The organism is Pelomonas cellulosilytica (genome assembly GCF_021353265.1).
Taxonomy (GTDB): domain Bacteria; phylum Pseudomonadota; class Gammaproteobacteria; order Burkholderiales; family Burkholderiaceae_C; genus Pelomonas; species Pelomonas cellulosilytica.
Window position 1 is genome coordinate 280,698 of the sequence record NZ_JAJTWU010000002.1, and the last position, 14,794, is coordinate 295,491.

13 protein-coding genes are annotated in these 14,794 nt (G+C 68.9%); 7 read left to right on the forward strand and 6 right to left on the reverse strand.

Going from position 1 to position 14,794, the window contains the following annotated elements; translation table 11 throughout:
* The first annotated feature begins 101 nt into the window (after positions 1–101).
* On the forward strand, positions 102–1,577 hold the full coding sequence (locus LXT13_RS05265) for a M20 family metallopeptidase (RefSeq protein WP_233370571.1): 1,476 nt from the start codon (positions 102–104) through the stop codon (positions 1,575–1,577).
* A gap of 4 nt (positions 1,578–1,581) precedes the next feature.
* On the opposite strand, the gene LXT13_RS05270 is transcribed toward LXT13_RS05265, so the two are convergent.
* Positions 1,582–2,097 (reverse strand): hypothetical protein, encoded by a 516-nt coding sequence (locus LXT13_RS05270; protein WP_233370572.1) that lies wholly within the window; start codon positions 2,095–2,097, stop codon positions 1,582–1,584.
* A gap of 81 nt (positions 2,098–2,178) precedes the next feature.
* Between LXT13_RS05270 and lptD the strand changes: the two genes are divergently transcribed.
* Genes lptD through rsmA form a run of 3 tightly spaced genes read left to right on the forward strand, consistent with a single transcriptional unit; the run spans position 2,179 to position 6,657 of the window.
* Positions 2,179–4,545, forward strand: coding sequence for an LPS assembly protein LptD (gene lptD, locus LXT13_RS05275; protein ID WP_233370573.1), 2,367 nt, complete (start codon positions 2,179–2,181; stop codon positions 4,543–4,545).
* Entirely contained in the window at positions 4,542–5,852 is a 1,311-nt protein-coding gene (locus LXT13_RS05280) for a peptidylprolyl isomerase (protein WP_233370574.1), read from the forward strand. Before lptD ends, LXT13_RS05280 begins: the two co-directional genes overlap by 4 nt.
* Positions 5,853–5,886: 34 nt before the next feature.
* Entirely contained in the window at positions 5,887–6,657 is a 771-nt protein-coding gene (gene rsmA / locus LXT13_RS05285) for a 16S rRNA (adenine(1518)-N(6)/adenine(1519)-N(6))-dimethyltransferase RsmA (RefSeq protein WP_233370576.1), read from the forward strand.
* Between the two features lie 101 nt (positions 6,658–6,758).
* On the opposite strand, the gene LXT13_RS05290 is transcribed toward rsmA, so the two are convergent.
* The 4 genes from LXT13_RS05290 to LXT13_RS05305 all read right to left on the reverse strand — a co-directional run bounded on the left by LXT13_RS05290 (position 6,759) and on the right by LXT13_RS05305 (position 10,323).
* Positions 6,759–6,947 carry a hypothetical protein gene (locus tag LXT13_RS05290; protein ID WP_233371221.1) on the reverse strand — a complete coding sequence of 63 codons (189 nt, stop codon included), beginning with the start codon at positions 6,945–6,947 and terminating at the stop codon, positions 6,759–6,761.
* Positions 6,926–7,321 (reverse strand): barstar family protein, encoded by a 396-nt coding sequence (locus tag LXT13_RS05295; protein ID WP_233370577.1) that lies wholly within the window; start codon positions 7,319–7,321, stop codon positions 6,926–6,928. Before LXT13_RS05295 ends, LXT13_RS05290 begins: the two co-directional genes overlap by 22 nt.
* Before the next feature lie 44 nt (positions 7,322–7,365).
* Positions 7,366–7,800, reverse strand: coding sequence for a guanyl-specific ribonuclease (locus tag LXT13_RS05300; RefSeq protein ID WP_419964645.1), 435 nt, complete (start codon positions 7,798–7,800; stop codon positions 7,366–7,368).
* A gap of 225 nt (positions 7,801–8,025) precedes the next feature.
* Complete coding sequence (locus LXT13_RS05305) at positions 8,026–10,323, reverse strand: NADP-dependent malic enzyme (protein WP_233370579.1); 2,298 nt, start codon at positions 10,321–10,323, stop codon at positions 8,026–8,028.
* Between the two features lie 93 nt (positions 10,324–10,416).
* Here LXT13_RS05305 and thiL point away from each other — a divergent pair, with 93 nt between their 5' ends.
* Genes thiL through LXT13_RS05320 form a run of 3 tightly spaced genes read left to right on the forward strand, consistent with a single transcriptional unit; the run spans position 10,417 to position 12,384 of the window.
* The gene (gene thiL, locus LXT13_RS05310; protein WP_233370581.1) at positions 10,417–11,355 is read left to right on the forward strand and encodes a thiamine-phosphate kinase; all 939 of its coding nucleotides are present in this window, start codon (positions 10,417–10,419) and stop codon (positions 11,353–11,355) included.
* On the forward strand, positions 11,352–11,879 hold the full coding sequence (locus tag LXT13_RS05315) for a phosphatidylglycerophosphatase A family protein (protein WP_233370582.1): 528 nt from the start codon (positions 11,352–11,354) through the stop codon (positions 11,877–11,879). The genes thiL and LXT13_RS05315 overlap by 4 nt, the downstream gene beginning before the upstream one ends.
* Before the next feature lie 4 nt (positions 11,880–11,883).
* Entirely contained in the window at positions 11,884–12,384 is a 501-nt protein-coding gene (locus LXT13_RS05320) for a CinA family protein (protein ID WP_233370583.1), read from the forward strand.
* 16 nt (positions 12,385–12,400) lie between these two features.
* Here LXT13_RS05320 and LXT13_RS05325 read toward each other — a convergent pair whose 3' ends face one another.
* Positions 12,401–14,794 carry a putative bifunctional diguanylate cyclase/phosphodiesterase gene (locus tag LXT13_RS05325; RefSeq protein WP_233370585.1) on the reverse strand — a complete coding sequence of 798 codons (2,394 nt, stop codon included), beginning with the start codon at positions 14,792–14,794 and terminating at the stop codon, positions 12,401–12,403.

The following is a 14,794-nucleotide window of genomic DNA, read 5'->3' on the forward strand; positions in this document are numbered from 1 at the left end:
CGCCGGCGCGGCCCGTAGTTCTACGTAAGCCCGTGAAGCAGGTCGCGGCGGCGGCCTAAACTGGCTGGCTCGGCGCCACAAGCGCCGCCAAGGAGCACTCCATGAACGCACGAGACCCCCACCTGCCGCTACAAGCCGACGAGGCTGCCGAGCTGGGCCGCTTTGCCAGCGCGCTGTGGGACGACGAGATCGTCCCCGCGCTGACCGACTACATCGCCATCCCGGCCAAGAGCCCGATGTTCGACGCCGACTGGGCGGCGCATGGCCACATCGAGAAGGTGCTGACGCAGGCCGCTGCCTGGGTGGAGAGCAAGAAGGTCGCGGGGCTCAAGCTTGAAGTCGTGCGCATTCCCGGCCGGACGCCGGTCATCTTCTTCGAGGTGCCGGCCACCAAGGCCGGCAGCGACGACACCATCCTGCTGTACGGTCACCTGGACAAGCAGCCCGAATTCAGCGGCTGGCGCAACGACCTCGGCCCCTGGACGCCCAAGTACGAGAACGGCCTGCTTTACGGCCGCGGCGGCGCGGACGATGGCTATGCGATCTATGCGTCGCTGACGGCCATCATGGCGCTGGACAAGCAGGGCATTCCGCGCCCGCGCTGCGTGGGTCTGATCGAGACCTGCGAGGAAAGCGGCAGCTTCGACCTGCCGGCCTACATCGACCTGCTGACGCCGCGGCTGGGCAATGTGTCGCTGGTCGTCTGCCTGGATTCCGGCGCCGGCAACTACGACCAGCTGTGGCTGACCACGTCGCTGCGCGGCATGGTCTCGGGCGTGCTGAAGGTGGAGGTGCTGACCGAGGGCATCCACAGCGGCGACGCGTCGGGCGGCGTGCCGTCAAGCTTCCGCATCCTGCGCCACGTGCTGGACCGGCTGGAGGACAGCGCCACCGGCCGGCTACTGCCCGAGAGCTTCCACTGCGAGATCCCCGGTGCGCGGCTGGAGCAGGCGCGTGCAACCGCGGCCATCCTGAAGGACGAGGTCTACAAGCGCATGCCCTGGGCCTGCGGCGCGGACGGTGGCCCGGTGCTGCCGGTGACGACCGAGCCGGTCGAGGTGCTGCTGAACCGCACATGGCGGCCCACGCTGTCGGTCGTCGGCGCCGAGGGCTTCCCGGAGCTGAAGAACGCCGGCAACGTGCTGCGGCCCTACACCGCGTTCAAGCTCTCCCTGCGTCTGCCGCCGCTTGTGGACGGCAACGCCGCTGCGCTGCAGCTGAAGGCGCTGCTGGAAGACAACGCGCCTTACAACGCCAAGGTCACGTTCACGCCGGACGGCCGTGCCGGCGCGCTTGGTGCCACCGGCTGGAATACGCCCGACCTCGCGCCCTGGTTGAGCCAGGCGCTGGAGTCCGCCAGCCAGACGCATTTCGGCGCGCCGGTCGGCTACATCGGTCAGGGGGGCACCATCCCGCTGATGGGCATGCTGCAGAAGGGCTTCCCCCAGGCGCAGATGATGGTCTGCGGCGTGCTGGGCCCCAAGAGCAACGCCCACGGTCCCAACGAGTTCCTGCACGTGCCCTATGGCAAGCGGCTGACGGCTGCCGTCGCGCAGGTGATGGCCGCCCACCCCTGAGCGGCTACCTCAGGCTGAAGCCCAGCTCGAAGAACGCCGGGAAGCGCGCCTCCATCGCGCGCTTCAGCGGGCCGAGCGCCACGTAGCGGCTGGCCGTCTTGACGATGTAGGCCAGCAGCCGGCGCTCTTCTGGGTGGCCCTGGCCCAGCTGCACGAGGTGCTGGCGCAGCGCGCTCCACTCCAGGCGGCGCCAGTACTCGCCGAAGTCCGCGGCCAGTTCGTCGTCCAACTGGTCGGCGGCGCGGCTGGCCTCCCAGTGGCGCACGGCCCAGTCGATCTCCTGCGCCTCGTCCCAGGACTGCCCGGGCGGGCGCAGCAGCGCCGCGATGGCGTCGGTCACGCTGCCCTGGGGGGCGTCGGCGACGAGGCGTTGCAGCACCCCATCAAGGCCGGTGTCGGCGATGCGGCGCAGGCCGGCGGCCAGCGCCCCGGCATCGGGCGGCAGGCATTGGGGCGGGTGCTCGCGCAGCGCGGCACAGGCGGCGCGCAGGCGGTGGTCTTCGTCGCTGGAGCTGGTCATGGGCAAAGAGGCCTCGTGGATAATCGATTTTAAGAAGCCGGCCCCGGCAATCTTCCCTGTCTCGCGCCCCCCCTGCCGCCCGTGCCGCGCCTGTCCCGCCCACCCCATCCCGCCCCGCTGCCCACCCTGATCGCCCTGGCCCTCTGCGCCTGGGGGCAGGCTTGGGCGCAACAGGCCGAGGAGGGGGTGCCGCTGCGGGGCAGCCGCACGCTCAGCACCGCGCCCAAGTCCGGCGCCAAGCCGGCGCTAGCCATCAGTGCCGCCAAGCTCGACGCCCAGGCGGACCAGCAGGCCGAGGCGCAGGGCGACGTGGAACTGCGCTACGGCGAACTGCTGCTGAACGCCGACCGGCTGCACTACCGCGTCGCCGATGACTTCGCCCGCGCAGAGGGCCATGTGCGCATCAGCCAGAACGGCAACGTCTTCACCGGCCCGCTGCTGCAGATGTATGTGAGCCGCTTCGAGGGCGAGTTCCTGACCCCGAACTTCTTTCTGAAGGCCACCGGCGGCGCGGGCAAGGCGCAGGTCGTGAAGTTCCAGGATAGCGAGCACCTGAGCGCCACCGACGCCAGCTACAGCAGCTGCCCCGCCGTCGAAAACGAGGAGCCGGCCTGGCAGATCACCGCCAAGCAGCTGCGCATGGACCTGGCCGCCAACGAGGGCCAGGCGGAGGGCGCGGTGTTGCGCTTCCTCGGTGTGCCGCTGCTGGCGGCGCCGTCGCTGAGCTTCCCGTTGAGCTCGGCGCGCAAGTCCGGCTGGCTGCCGCCCAACATCTTCCTGGACAACCGCAGCGGCCTCGAGCTGGGTGTGCCCTACTACTGGAACATCGCGCCGCAACGTGATGCCACCTTCACGCCCTTCGTCATGAGCAAGCGCGGCGTGGGGCTGGACAGCGAGTTCCGCTACCTGGAGCCCGGCCACGCCGGCCGCGTCAACGTCGACCTGCTGCCCGGCGACCGCGTGTTCGGCCAGTCGCGCTGGAGCGTCAAGCTGAACAACGACGGCCACTTCGGCGACTGGCGCTACCGGCTCAAGAGCGAGCGCGTCTCCGACGACGACTACTGGAAAGACTTGTCGCGCAGAGTCGAGAGCCAGACGCCGCGGCTGATGGCCACCGACCTGACGCTGAAGCGGCAAAAGGAGCTGTCCTGGGGCGTCATCGACACCTACGCGCGGCTGCAGCGCTGGCAGACGCTTCAGGGCACGGACGCGCTGGCCCAGTTCAATTCACCTTACCAGCGCAGCCCGCAGCTCGGCGTGCGCGTGACGACGGCAGCCGACGAGGCGGTGCTGGATAGCTTCCGTCCCTGGGGCCGCAAGGCGCGGCTGGAGGGCAGCCTGGAGCTGGAATACAACCGCTTCGACTTGCCCGGCTCGGCGCTGGCCGGCCAGGCGCCGGGCGGCCAGCGCGTGCATGCGCTGGGCCACGTGGCCGCGCCGCTGGGCGGCGAGGCGTGGTGGTTCATCCCGCGTCTGTCGTTCAACGCCGCGGCCTACGACCTGGACCGCGCCGGCAGCGACGGCCGCACGCGCATGCACCGCGTGATCCCGACGTTCTCCATCGACCACGGCTGGGTCTTCGAGCGCGACACGCGGCTGTTCGGCCGCGACATGCGTCAGAGCCTCGAGCCGCGCGTGCTCTACGTGAACACACCGTTCCGGGACCAGGTCAACCTGCCCAACTTCGACTCGGAGAAGAAGGATCTCAACTTCGACTCGATCTATACCGACAACGAGTTTTCAGGTGTGGACCGCGTGTCGGACCTGCATGCCATCAGCGTCGGCGCGACGAGCCGCTGGGTCAGTGCGGCGCAGGGCGAGGAGATCCTGCGGCTGGGCGCCGTGCAGCGCTTCCTGTTCCGCGACCAGTTCGTCACGCCCGACGGCCAGCCGGTCACGCAGCGCTTCTCCGATCTGCTGCTGTCCGCGGCCGCGCACCTCGACGAGAAATGGTGGGCCGACAGCACGCTGGAGTTCAACCCCGAGACCAACCGCTCGGTGCGCTCGGTCGTCCGTGCACGCTACTCGCCGGGGCCGTTCAAGACCGTCAGCGTTGCCTACCGGCTGGCGCGGGGCCAGAGTGAGCAGGTGGAGCTGGCCTGGCAGTGGCCGCTGTACGGCCAGCCCATCCAGCAGCGCGGTGCCGACAGCAAGAGCTGCGGCGGCGCGTGGTACAGCGCCGGCCGCGTGCAGTATTCGATGCGCGACAGGCGCCTGACTGACTCGGTCGCCGGCTTCGAGTACGACGCCGGCTGCTGGGTGCTGCGCTTCGGCCTGGAGCGGCTGTCCACGGGCCGTGCCGAGACCAACACCCGCATGATGCTGCAGCTGGAGCTGGTGGGCCTGTCCCAGCTCGGGTCGAATGCGCTGAAGGTCTTGAAGGACAATGTGCCGGGTTACCGCAGGCTGAGCTCCGACCGCTCGCCGAGTTCAGACTTCCTACCATGATCCATCGCCTTGCTCCCTCCCTTCTTGCCGTGACGCTGGCCCTGGCAGCCCTGTCTGCCTCGGCCCAGACGGCCACGCTGCAGCCGGGGGACTACATTGCCGCCGTCGTCAACCAGGACGTCGTCGCTGCCAGCGAGGTGATTCAGCGCACCGAACGGCTGCGTGCCGAGGCCCGCCAGAAGGGCGAGGTCATGCCGGAGACGGCGGGCCTGCGCAAGCAGGCGCTCGACGCCCTCATCGAGGACCGTGTCCTCGTGACCTATGCGCGCGAGAACGGTCCGCGCATCGACGAGGCCGAACTGGACCGGGTGGTCGCGAACGTGGCGGCGCAGAACAAGCTGACGATGACCCAGCTGCGCGAGCGGCTCAAGCAGGACGGCACCGATTTCAAAAGCTTCCGAGAGAACCTGCGCGACCAGATGGCGACCGAGCGCGTGCGCGAGCGCGAAGTGCAGGGCCGCATCAAGGTGACCGATGCCGAGATCGATGCCTGGCTCGACAAGAAGCGCGCGGCGCTGGAGCAAGGCGGGCAGGTCAACCTGGCCCAGGTGCTGATCGCCGTGCCCGACGGCGCGCCGGAAGCCGTCGTCGCCGAGAAGCGTGCAGCGGCCGAGGCCGCGCTGGCGCGCGTGCAGGGCGGCGAGGATTTCGCCAAGGTCGCGCGCGAGGTCTCGGAAGACAGCAACAAGGCCCGGGGCGGCGAGATCGGCATGCGCCCGGCCGATCGGCTGCCCGATATCTTCGTCGCCGCCGTGCAAGGCCTGAAGAGTGGCCAGGTCGCGCCGCAGTTGCTGCGCAGCGGTGCCGGCTTCCACATCCTCAAGGTTGTCGAGCGCCAGGGCGCTGCATCGCTGTCGCAGACACAGCAGACCCACGCGCGCCACATCCTGCTGCGGCCCTCGGCCCAGCTGACGGCCGAGGTGGCGGGACGCCGACTGGCCGAAATGAAGCGCCAGATCGAGAGCGGCCAGGCCAAGTTCGAGGATCTGGCCAAGGCTAATTCCGAGGACGGCAGCGCCGAGAACGGCGGCGACCTCGGCTGGATGGGCGCCGGTGCCTTTGTGCCGGAGTTCGAGGAAGCGATGAACGCGCTGGCCATCGGCAGCGTCTCGCAGCCGGTCGTGTCGCGCTTCGGCATCCACCTGATCCAGGTGCTGGAGCGCCGCACGGTCGAAATCGAGCCCAAGCAGCTGCGCGAGCAGGCCCGCGCGGCGCTGCGCGAGCAGAAGTACGACGAGGCCTACCAGGACTGGGTCAAGGAGCTGCGCGCCAAGGCCTTCGTCGAAGTCCGCGAGTGGCTGGAGTGAGCCGCTGCACGCGCTCCGGCTCGGTTGCCGCGCCGTGAAGTCGCACATTCCGCGCAAGCGCTTCGGTCAGCATTTCCTGACCGATACGGCGCTCATCGAGGCCATCGTCGACCTGATCGACCCGCAGCCGGGCGACACCGTCGTCGAGATCGGCCCGGGCCTGGGCGCCATGACGCTGCCGCTGCTGGAGCGCCACAAGCCGCTGACCGTCATCGAGCTGGACCGCGACCTGGCCGCCCGGCTGCGCAAGCGCGACGACGTCGAGGTCATCGAGAGCGATGTGCTGAAGGTGAACTTCCGCGAGCTCAGCCAGGCCAAGGCCGCAAAGCTGCGTGTTGTCGGCAACCTGCCTTACAACATCTCCACGCCCATCCTGTTCCACCTGCTGGAAGCCGTGGACGTGGTGGTGGACCAGCACTTCATGCTGCAGAAGGAAGTCGTCGACCGCATGGCCGCCGGGCCGGGCGGCAAGGACTACGGTCGGCTGTCGGTGATGCTGCAGTGGCGCTATGACATCGAGTCCGTGCTGGACGTGCCGCCCGAGGCCTTCGACCCGCCGCCGCGCGTGGACTCGGCCATCGTCCGCATGCAGCCTCTGCGCGAACCACCGGCGCTGGACGCCAAGCTGCTGGGTGAACTCGTCGCCAGTGCGTTCTCCCAGCGCCGCAAGCTGCTGCGCCACAGTCTTGGCCGTTGGCTCGCTGAACGTGGCTACGAAGGCCACTTCGACCTGCAGCGTCGCGCCGAGGAAGTGCCGGTCACCGAATTCGTCGCCCTCGCCCTGGAAATGAAGAAGCCCGCCTGAAAGGCGGGCTTCGATGCCTCCAGCCGCTGCAGCGGAACCCGCTTCGCCGGGCCGCTAGCAGCGCCCCCTCGGGGGCCGGCGTCAGCCGGTGCGAGGACTTATCAAGCGGCGTTCAGCCACATGGACGTATCAAAGGCACTGCACATCATCGGCATGTTCATGCCGAAGTTGGGGTTGCCAATCGTCGACTTCGCGCTCTTGGTCGGCTTTTCAATCACCGGGGCCACCTCAGCAGCCCGCTCCCATGACCCGTTTTCTTGGGAGCGGGCTACTGAAAAGAATAGAAACACCGGAATGGCACCTTCCGGTCGGCCCAGTAGTCGGCCGTGTCGCGGAAGACGTCGAGCAACTGCTCGCGGGCCTCGCGGTCGAAGCGCACGTTGTCGGGCAACTGCTCCAACACGACGACGAAGCCCGGCTGGCTGCCGGCCTTGTGGACGAGGTCGGTCATGCAGTCATGCAGCGCGTCCAGGTTCTTGCCGAAATGTGCCGGGAACAGGAACGCCTGCGCGATGCCTTCGAGCACATCCTGCTTGGATTGCGCCTCGGACAGGTTGGCGTACAGGAAATGCTGGCCCGCTTCTTGGGCGGCCTGCATCAAGTCCTCGACCCGGTAGGCCCGTATGGCCTGCACGATATTGGGACGGACGGTCTGCAAAAGCATGGTCGCGTTCCTCCTTTCAAGTCACAAAACAGCTACCTCGCCTTTCACCGGGTCGCTTCGGCGCGGATGCGCTTGAAGCTGGCATAGTGATCGGCGGTGTAATAACAAACCTCGGGCGCGGTCGGCGGCGTGCCGCCGCAGATGAGGCGACGGGCGCCTCGGTCGCGCGCGCCAGGGGTTTTGACCGTGTATTCGCGATAGAAGCCGCGCACCTTGCGGGGCAGCAGGCGTTCTCGGTTACCAAACACCACGCCATCCTTGGCATACGGAAACGGCCCGCCGGCGAACACGAGGCGGTGAGTTTCCTGAGCCTGGACGGGCAGCTCGCTCAGCGAGATTTCGGCCAGAGCGGGCGTTGCGGAGGAGGACCTGTCGCCGACAGCTTCCTTGGCTTGCACGCTTCCGGCGAGGCCGGAAAGCAGCAAGGCGGTGGTGACCGCCGAGGCGCCGGAACGCGCCAGCCACGAGAGCAAAAACACGGGTTTACCCTGAACGGAAAACCGTAATGGTACCGAAGGCCCCCCAAAAGCTCAAGCCGGCCACCCGCCAAGTCGTCCGGGATTGAGCTTGGTGAGCAAGCACTTACAAAAACATAAGTACTTGTCGCGCAATGGTTTCAAGCTCCCGAGGGGCGGCTGCGAGACCCTGAAAACTTCTGTCAATTGGGGGAGACCGGACGCGGGTTGCCTCCAGACAGTTTTCGCTCAGCCGCGGGCGGCGTTGGCGTCGGCGACGGTCAGCGCCGTCATGTTGACGATGCGGCGCACGGTCGCCGAAGGCGTCAGGATGTGCACCGGCTTGGCAGCGCCCAGCAGCACCGGGCCGATGGCAATGCCGCCGCCGGCCGCTGTCTTCAGCAGGTTGTACGAGATGTTGGCCGCGTCGATGTTGGGCAGCACCAGCAGGTTGGCCTCGCCGCTCAGCGGGCTGTGCGGCATCAGCTGCTTGCGGTAGCCCGCGTCCAGCGCGGTGTCGCCGTGCATCTCGCCGTCCACCTCCAGCCACGGCGCCAGTTGGTTCAATAGCGCCAGGGTGTCGCGCATCTTCACGGCCGACGGCTTGTCGCTGGTGCCGAAGTTGCTGTGCGACAGCAGCGCCGCCTTCGGGCTCAGGCCGAAGCGGCACATTTCCTGTGCGGCCATGATGGTGATCTCGGCCAGCTGCTCGGCGGTCGGGTCGTAATTGACGTGGGTGTCGACCAGCATGACCTGGCGTCCGGGCAGGATCAGTCCGTTCATGCAGGCGTACGTCTTCACGCCGGCACGCTTGCCGATGACCTGGTCGATGTACTGCAGGTGCGTGGCGGTCGTGCCCCAGGTGCCGCACAACAGCCCGTCGACCTCTCCCTTGTGCAGCAGCATCGCGCTGATCAGCGTCAAGCGGCGGCGCATCTCGATCTTGGCGAGCTGCTGTGTGACGCCCTTGCGCTCCGTCATGCGCAGATAGGTCTGCCAGTAGTCGCGGTAGCGGTCGTCGTGCTCGACGTTGACGACGTCGTAGTCACGGCCCTGCTGCAGTCGCAGGCCGAAGCGTTCCGCGCGCTCGGCAATGACGGCGGGCCGACCCACCAGCGTTGGTCGCGCCAGGCCCTCGTCGACGACGACCTGGGCCGCGCGCAGCACGCGCTCTTCCTCACCCTCGGCGTAGGCGACGCGCTTGTTGGGTGCGCGCTTGGCCGCTGTGAAGATGGGCTTCATCGTGTTGCCCGACGCGTAGACGAAGCTCTGCAGCTTCTCGCGGTAGGCGTCCCAGTCCGTGATCGGCCGGGTGGCGACGCCCGAGTCCATCGCGGCCTGGGCGACGGCCGGGGCGATGCGCATCATCAGCCGCGGGTCGAAGGGCTTGGGAATGAGGTACTCGGGGCCGAAGCTTAGCGTTGCGCCGACGTAGGCCGCGGCGACCACCTCGCTCAGCTCGGCCTGCGCCAGGTCGGCGATGGCGTGGACGGCGGCGATCTCCATCTCGACGTTGATCGTCGTTGCGCCCGAATCCAGCGCGCCGCGGAAGATGTAGGGGAAGCACAGGACGTTGTTGACCTGATTGGGGTAGTCCGTGCGGCCCGTGGCCATGATGGCGTCGCTGCGAACACTCTGCACTTCCTCCGGCAGGATCTCCGGCGTCGGGTTGGCCAGCGCGAAAATAAGCGGTCGCTCGGCCATCGTCGCGACCATGTCCGCCTTCAGCACGCCACCGGCCGACAGGCCCAGGAATACGTCGGCGCCCTTGATGACCTCGCGCAGGGAACGCGCCTCGGTCTTCTGCGCGTACTCGGCCTTGTCGGGGTCCATCAACTCGGTGCGGCCCTCGTAGACGACGCCGGCCAGGTCGGTCACGAAGATGTTCTCGCGCGGCAGGCCCAGCTTGACGAGCAGGCCGAGGCAGGCGAGCGCGGCAGCGCCTGCGCCCGACGTGACGAGCTTGACCTCCTTCACGCTCTTGCCGACGACCTTCAGCCCGTTCAGGAAGGCCGCGCCGACGACGATGGCCGTGCCGTGCTGATCGTCGTGGAAGACGGGGATCTTCATGCGCTCGCGCAGCTTGCGCTCGACGTAGAAGCAGTCCGGCGCCTTGATGTCCTCGAGGTTGATGCCGCCGAAGGTCGGCTCCAGCGCCGCGATGCAGTCGACCAGCTTGTCGAGGTCGTTCTCGGCCACTTCGAGGTCGAAGACGTCGATGCCGGCGAACTTCTTGAACAGCACGCCCTTGCCTTCCATGACGGGCTTGGACGCCAGCGGGCCGATGTTGCCCAGGCCTAGCACGGCCGTGCCGTTGGACACGACGGCGACGAGGTTGCCGCGCGACGTGTAGCGGAACGCATTGGCCGGGTCGGCCACGATCTCTTCGCAGGCCGCCGCCACGCCGGGCGAGTAGGCCAGCGCCAGGTCGTGCTGGTTGACGAGCTGCTTGGTGGCGGCGATGGCGACCTTGCCGGGCGTCGGGAACTCGTGGTATTCGAGGGCCGCTTGGCGGAGCTGGGCGCGTTTTTCTTCTGGGCTGGGCATGACGAGTTACAGCGAAGTACCGGCGGGGTCCGAATCATGCCACCGCAAGCTCGACCGCAGGCTGCGGCTATCCACACGGAGAGAATCGCGCCCATGGGTGAATTCGATCTGATCCGGCGCTACTTCCAGCGCCCTGCCGGTGTCGGCGTGGAGGTGGGTGTCGGGGACGACTGCGCTGTCCTCGCGCCCACGCCCGGCGCGCGCTGGCTCGTGTCCAGCGACATGCTGGTGGAGGGCCGCCATTTCCTGTCTACCGTCGATCCGGCGCGGCTGGGCCACAAGGCGTTGGCCGTCAACCTCAGCGATCTGGCCGCCTGTGGCGCGACGCCGCGCGGCTTCACGCTCGCGCTGGCCTTGCCGCGCGTGGACGACGCGTGGCTGGCAGGCTTGTCACGCGGCCTGTTCGCGCTGGCTGACGCGCACGCTTGCCCGCTCGTCGGCGGCGACACGACGCAAGGGCCACTGAATCTATGCATCACCGTCTTCGGCGAGGCGCTGGCGGGCCAGGCTCTGCTGCGCAGCGGGGCGCGCGTGGGCGATGACATCTGGGTGTCGGGCCGGCTCGGCGACGCGCGGCTCGCGCTGGAGGTGTTCCGCGGCGCGGTGGCGCTGGCGGGTGACGGCTTCACGCAGGTGCGCGCCGCGATGGAATGTCCCACGCCGCGCGTCGCGCTGGGCCAGGCACTGCGCGGCATCGCGACAGCGGTCATCGACGTTTCCGACGGGCTGCTGGGCGACCTGGGCCACATCCTCGCCGCGTCCGGCGTCGGGGCGCGCATCGACGTGGATGCTCTGCCGCGCAGCGCCGTGCTGGCCGCACAGGCCGCCGGGCTGCAGCGCGTCTGCGTACTGGCCGGCGGCGACGACTACGAGCTGGTGTTCACCGCGCCGCCGCAGGCGCGGCTGCCCGACGTCGGCGTGCCGTTGACGCGCATCGGTTGCATCGAGGCCGAGCCGGGCCTGCGCGTCGTCGATGCGCACGGGGCGGCGGTGGACCACGGCCTGCGGTCCTTCGACCATTTCGCGTCATGAGCGCGGCGCCCATTCGGCCGACGCCGGCCTTCATGTGGCGCCATCCGGCGCGGTGGATCGCGCTGGGCTTTGGCAGCGGCCTGAGCCCGAAGGCTCCCGGCACCGTCGGCACGTTGTGGGCCTGGCTCGTGGGCTGGGTACTGCTGCCCTGGCTGACAGATGCGGGCTGGGCACTGCTGATTGGCGTTGGTACGCTCGTCGGCTGGTGGGCTTGCACGCGTTGCGCGCAGCACCTGAACACGCCCGATCCGGGCGCCGTCGTATGGGACGAGGTGCTGGCCTTCTGGCTCATCCTGTGGCTCATCGCGCCGAGCGGTTTCGTCGGCCAGCTCGTCGCCTTCGGCCTGTTCCGCTTCTTCGACGCCGCTAAGCCCGGGCCCGTGGGCTGGGCGGACCGGCTGTTTAAGGCCGAGCGCGGTGCGCCCATCGGCTGGCGTCAGGGCCTGGGCATCCTCATCGACGATTTCGTGGCCGCCGGCTGTACGCTCGTCGCCATCGCGCTCTACCGCCACTTCTTCGGGTGATGCCATGCCCAACAGCCAAGACGACGCCGACTTGATCCAACGCATCGCCGTCGCGCTGATGCAGCGTCGCGAGCGCCTGGGCACCGCCGAGAGCTGCACCGGCGGGCTCATCGCCGCGGCGTGCACCAGCGTCGCCGGCTCGAGCGACTGGTTCGAGCGCGGCGTCGTGACCTACAGCAACCAGGCCAAGACCGAGCTGCTGGGCGTGCGCGAGGACCTCATCGCGCTGCACGGTGCGGTCAGCGCCGAGGTGGCGGAGCACATGGCGCGCGGTCTGCTGGCGCGAGCGCCGGTCGATTGGGCGCTGTCGGTCACCGGCATCGCGGGCCCCGGCGGCGGCAGCGCGGAGAAGCCGGTGGGCACGGTGTGGCTGGCCCTGGTCCACGAGGACGGGCCGGCGCAGGTGTGGCGCGAGCAGTTCAGCGGCGACCGTCAGGCGGTCCGTGCGCAGACCGTGACGGTGGGGTTGATGGCGCTGTGCAATGCGCTGGACGCCGGACGCTGAACTGCGGGCACCGCAGTCACCCGAGCTTGGCCATGACGCTCTCGGCGGTGATGGTCGAGGGCTCCGGCGGCTGCCAGGCCCGGGCCCAGGCGATGAACTGCTCCTGCGGCATCGGCTTGCTGACGAAGTAGCCCTGGCCCTCGTCGCAGCCGAGCCGCGCGAGCACCGCCCAGGCCTTCAGCGTCTCCAGGCCTTCGGCCACGACGGTCAGGCCCAGGTTGTGAGCCAGCTCGATGGTGGAGCGCACGATGCGCGCGTCGTCCAGGTCGCGCTCCATGGCCATGATGAAGCTGCGGTCGATCTTCAACTCGTCCACCGGCAGCCGCTTCAGATAGGCCAGCGACGAATAGCCGGTGCCGAAGTCGTCGATGGACAGCTTCAGGCCCATCGCGTGCAGATGCTCCAGCGTGGACAGCGCCCGCTCCGGGTCGTCCATGATGGTGCTCTCGGTGATTTCCAGGCACAGCGATTCGGCCGGCACCTGCAGCGGTGAAAGCAGCGCCTCGATCTTGGCGGGCAGCTCCTGGTCCATCAGGTCGCGCGTGGACAGGTTCACCGACAGCCTCAGGTCCAACCCCGCCTCGCGCGCCTGCTGCGAGAAGCGCGCCGCGCCCGAAAGCATCCAGGCGCTCAGCAGACGGATGAACCCGGTCTGCTCGGCGAACGGGATGAACTGCATCGGCGGCACCAGCCCGCGCACCGGGTGCTCCCAGCGCACCAGCGCCTCGGCGCCGACGACACGCCCGCGGTGCAGGTCGATCTTGGGTTGCAGGTACAGGCGCAGCTCGTCGTTCTCGACGGCGCGGCGCAGCTCGGACAGCAGCGACAGCGACTCCTGGCTGCCCGCGTCCAGTTGCGGGTGGTAGATGAGGCTGCCGCACTGGCGCGCCTTGGCCGCGTACATGGCCAGCTCCGCGCGGCCCAGCAGCACGTTGACGTCCTGGCCATGCTCGGGGAAGAGGGCGATGCCGATGCCTGCGCCGATATCGATGGTCTCGTTGTCCAGCTGCAGCGGTTCCTCGAAATCCTTCAGGATGGCCAGAGCCGCCTCGCTGGCCAGCCGGCCGTCGGTATGTGCCAGCAGGATGGCGAACTCGTCGCCCGACAGCCGCGCCAGCACCGCCTGCACCGGCTCGCATAGCGCCCGCAGCCGCTCGGCGACGGCCTGCAGCAACCGGTCGCCCACGTCCTGGCCCAGCACATCGTTGACGTGCTTGAAGCGGTCCAGGTCCAGCATCAGCACGGCGCCCGGCGCGGCACCGTGCGTCAAGTGGGCCTGCAACACCTCGGCGAAGCGGGCGCGGTTGGGCAGCAGCGTCAGCGGGTCGACGTAGGCCAGTTTGTTGACGAGGGCGTCCCGGCGGCGGATGCCTTCGCGCATGCTCTCCAGCGCCATCGCCAGCTTGTGCACTTCGTCCAGCCGCGATGTGGCTGTCACCGGCGTGTCGTAGTCGCCGGCCTCCAGCCGCCGGGCCGCGCCTGACAGCGCCGTGATCGGCCCGCCGATGCCGCGCGCGATCAGCACGCTGACGAGGGCGAACACCGCCACGCCCAGCACAGTCAGGCCCAGCAGCGCCAGCTGCAGCTCGTGGTACGGGGCGAGCGCCACGTCCAGTGAACGCATCAGCAACACGCCCAGCCGCGGTTCGCTGGCCAGCAGCGGCACGAAGCGCGTGCGCAGCCGCTCGCCGTCCAGCGCCACCACGCCGTCGGATGGCCCCTGCGGGCCGACGCGGTGCGGCAACGCGGCGGCGAGGCCGGCATCGACCGTGCCCACCAAGCCCAGCCACGGCTGACCGTGCGGCTGCAGCAGCACGACGCCATCCAGTTCCGACAGTGCCTTCAGGTCGTCCAGCACCTCGCGGCCCAGCTCGAAGCCCATCAGCACCCAGCCCACCGGTGCCGGTGTGCGCACCTGCACGGCGACGACCTGGTAGACATGGCGGTCCTGCACGACCAGCGCGGCGCCTTCCTGGCTGTCCACGAGCCGCTGTAGCGCCGCGCCAAACGCGTCGGCGCCGTCACGCGTCGCGGCCACGAGGTGCTGCTGCCTGTCGAAATAGGCCACGACCGAAGCCCCGATGCGCTCGCCTTGATTGGCCAGCGCGTCCTTGATCGTGTCGACTGTGCCCGCCTCGGCGAGCGACAGCCCGATCGTCGTGCGGAAGCCGTAGTCCTGGGCCAGCAGTTCGGCGGCATTGCGCAGCTTGCCGGCGCGCTGCTCCAGCAGCCGGTGCAGCACGCGCTCGCCGGTCTGCAGCTCGCTGGCCAGCGACGCCTCGGCGTTGTGCGTGATGCCGGTGTGGATGGCCGTGAAGCTGACGAGCTGCACACCCACTAGCAGCGCCAGGAACAGGCCCACGATGCGGCCCTGCAGCCGGTGCGGGTTCAGCCAGGCCGGCCAGCGCAT

Excerpts from the sequence above, each read along its gene's own strand:
- LXT13_RS05315 (WP_233370582.1), top strand. The coding sequence starts at position 11,352 with ATGAGCGCGGCGCCCATTCGGCCGACGCCGGCCTTCATGTGGCGCCAT.
- thiL (WP_233370581.1), top strand. The coding sequence starts at position 10,417 with ATGGGTGAATTCGATCTGATCCGGCGCTACTTCCAGCGCCCTGCCGGT.
- LXT13_RS05305 (WP_233370579.1), bottom strand. The coding sequence starts at position 10,323 with ATGCCCAGCCCAGAAGAAAAACGCGCCCAGCTCCGCCAAGCGGCCCTC.
- LXT13_RS05325 (WP_233370585.1), bottom strand. The coding sequence starts at position 14,794 with ATGCGCTGGCCGGCCTGGCTGAACCCGCACCGGCTGCAGGGCCGCATC.
- LXT13_RS05295 (WP_233370577.1), bottom strand. The coding sequence starts at position 7,321 with ATGCTTTTGCAGACCGTCCGTCCCAATATCGTGCAGGCCATACGGGCC.
- LXT13_RS05280 (WP_233370574.1), top strand. The coding sequence starts at position 4,542 with ATGATCCATCGCCTTGCTCCCTCCCTTCTTGCCGTGACGCTGGCCCTG.
- LXT13_RS05320 (WP_233370583.1), top strand. The coding sequence starts at position 11,884 with ATGCCCAACAGCCAAGACGACGCCGACTTGATCCAACGCATCGCCGTC.
- LXT13_RS05265 (WP_233370571.1), top strand. The coding sequence starts at position 102 with ATGAACGCACGAGACCCCCACCTGCCGCTACAAGCCGACGAGGCTGCC.
- LXT13_RS05270 (WP_233370572.1), bottom strand. The coding sequence starts at position 2,097 with ATGACCAGCTCCAGCGACGAAGACCACCGCCTGCGCGCCGCCTGTGCC.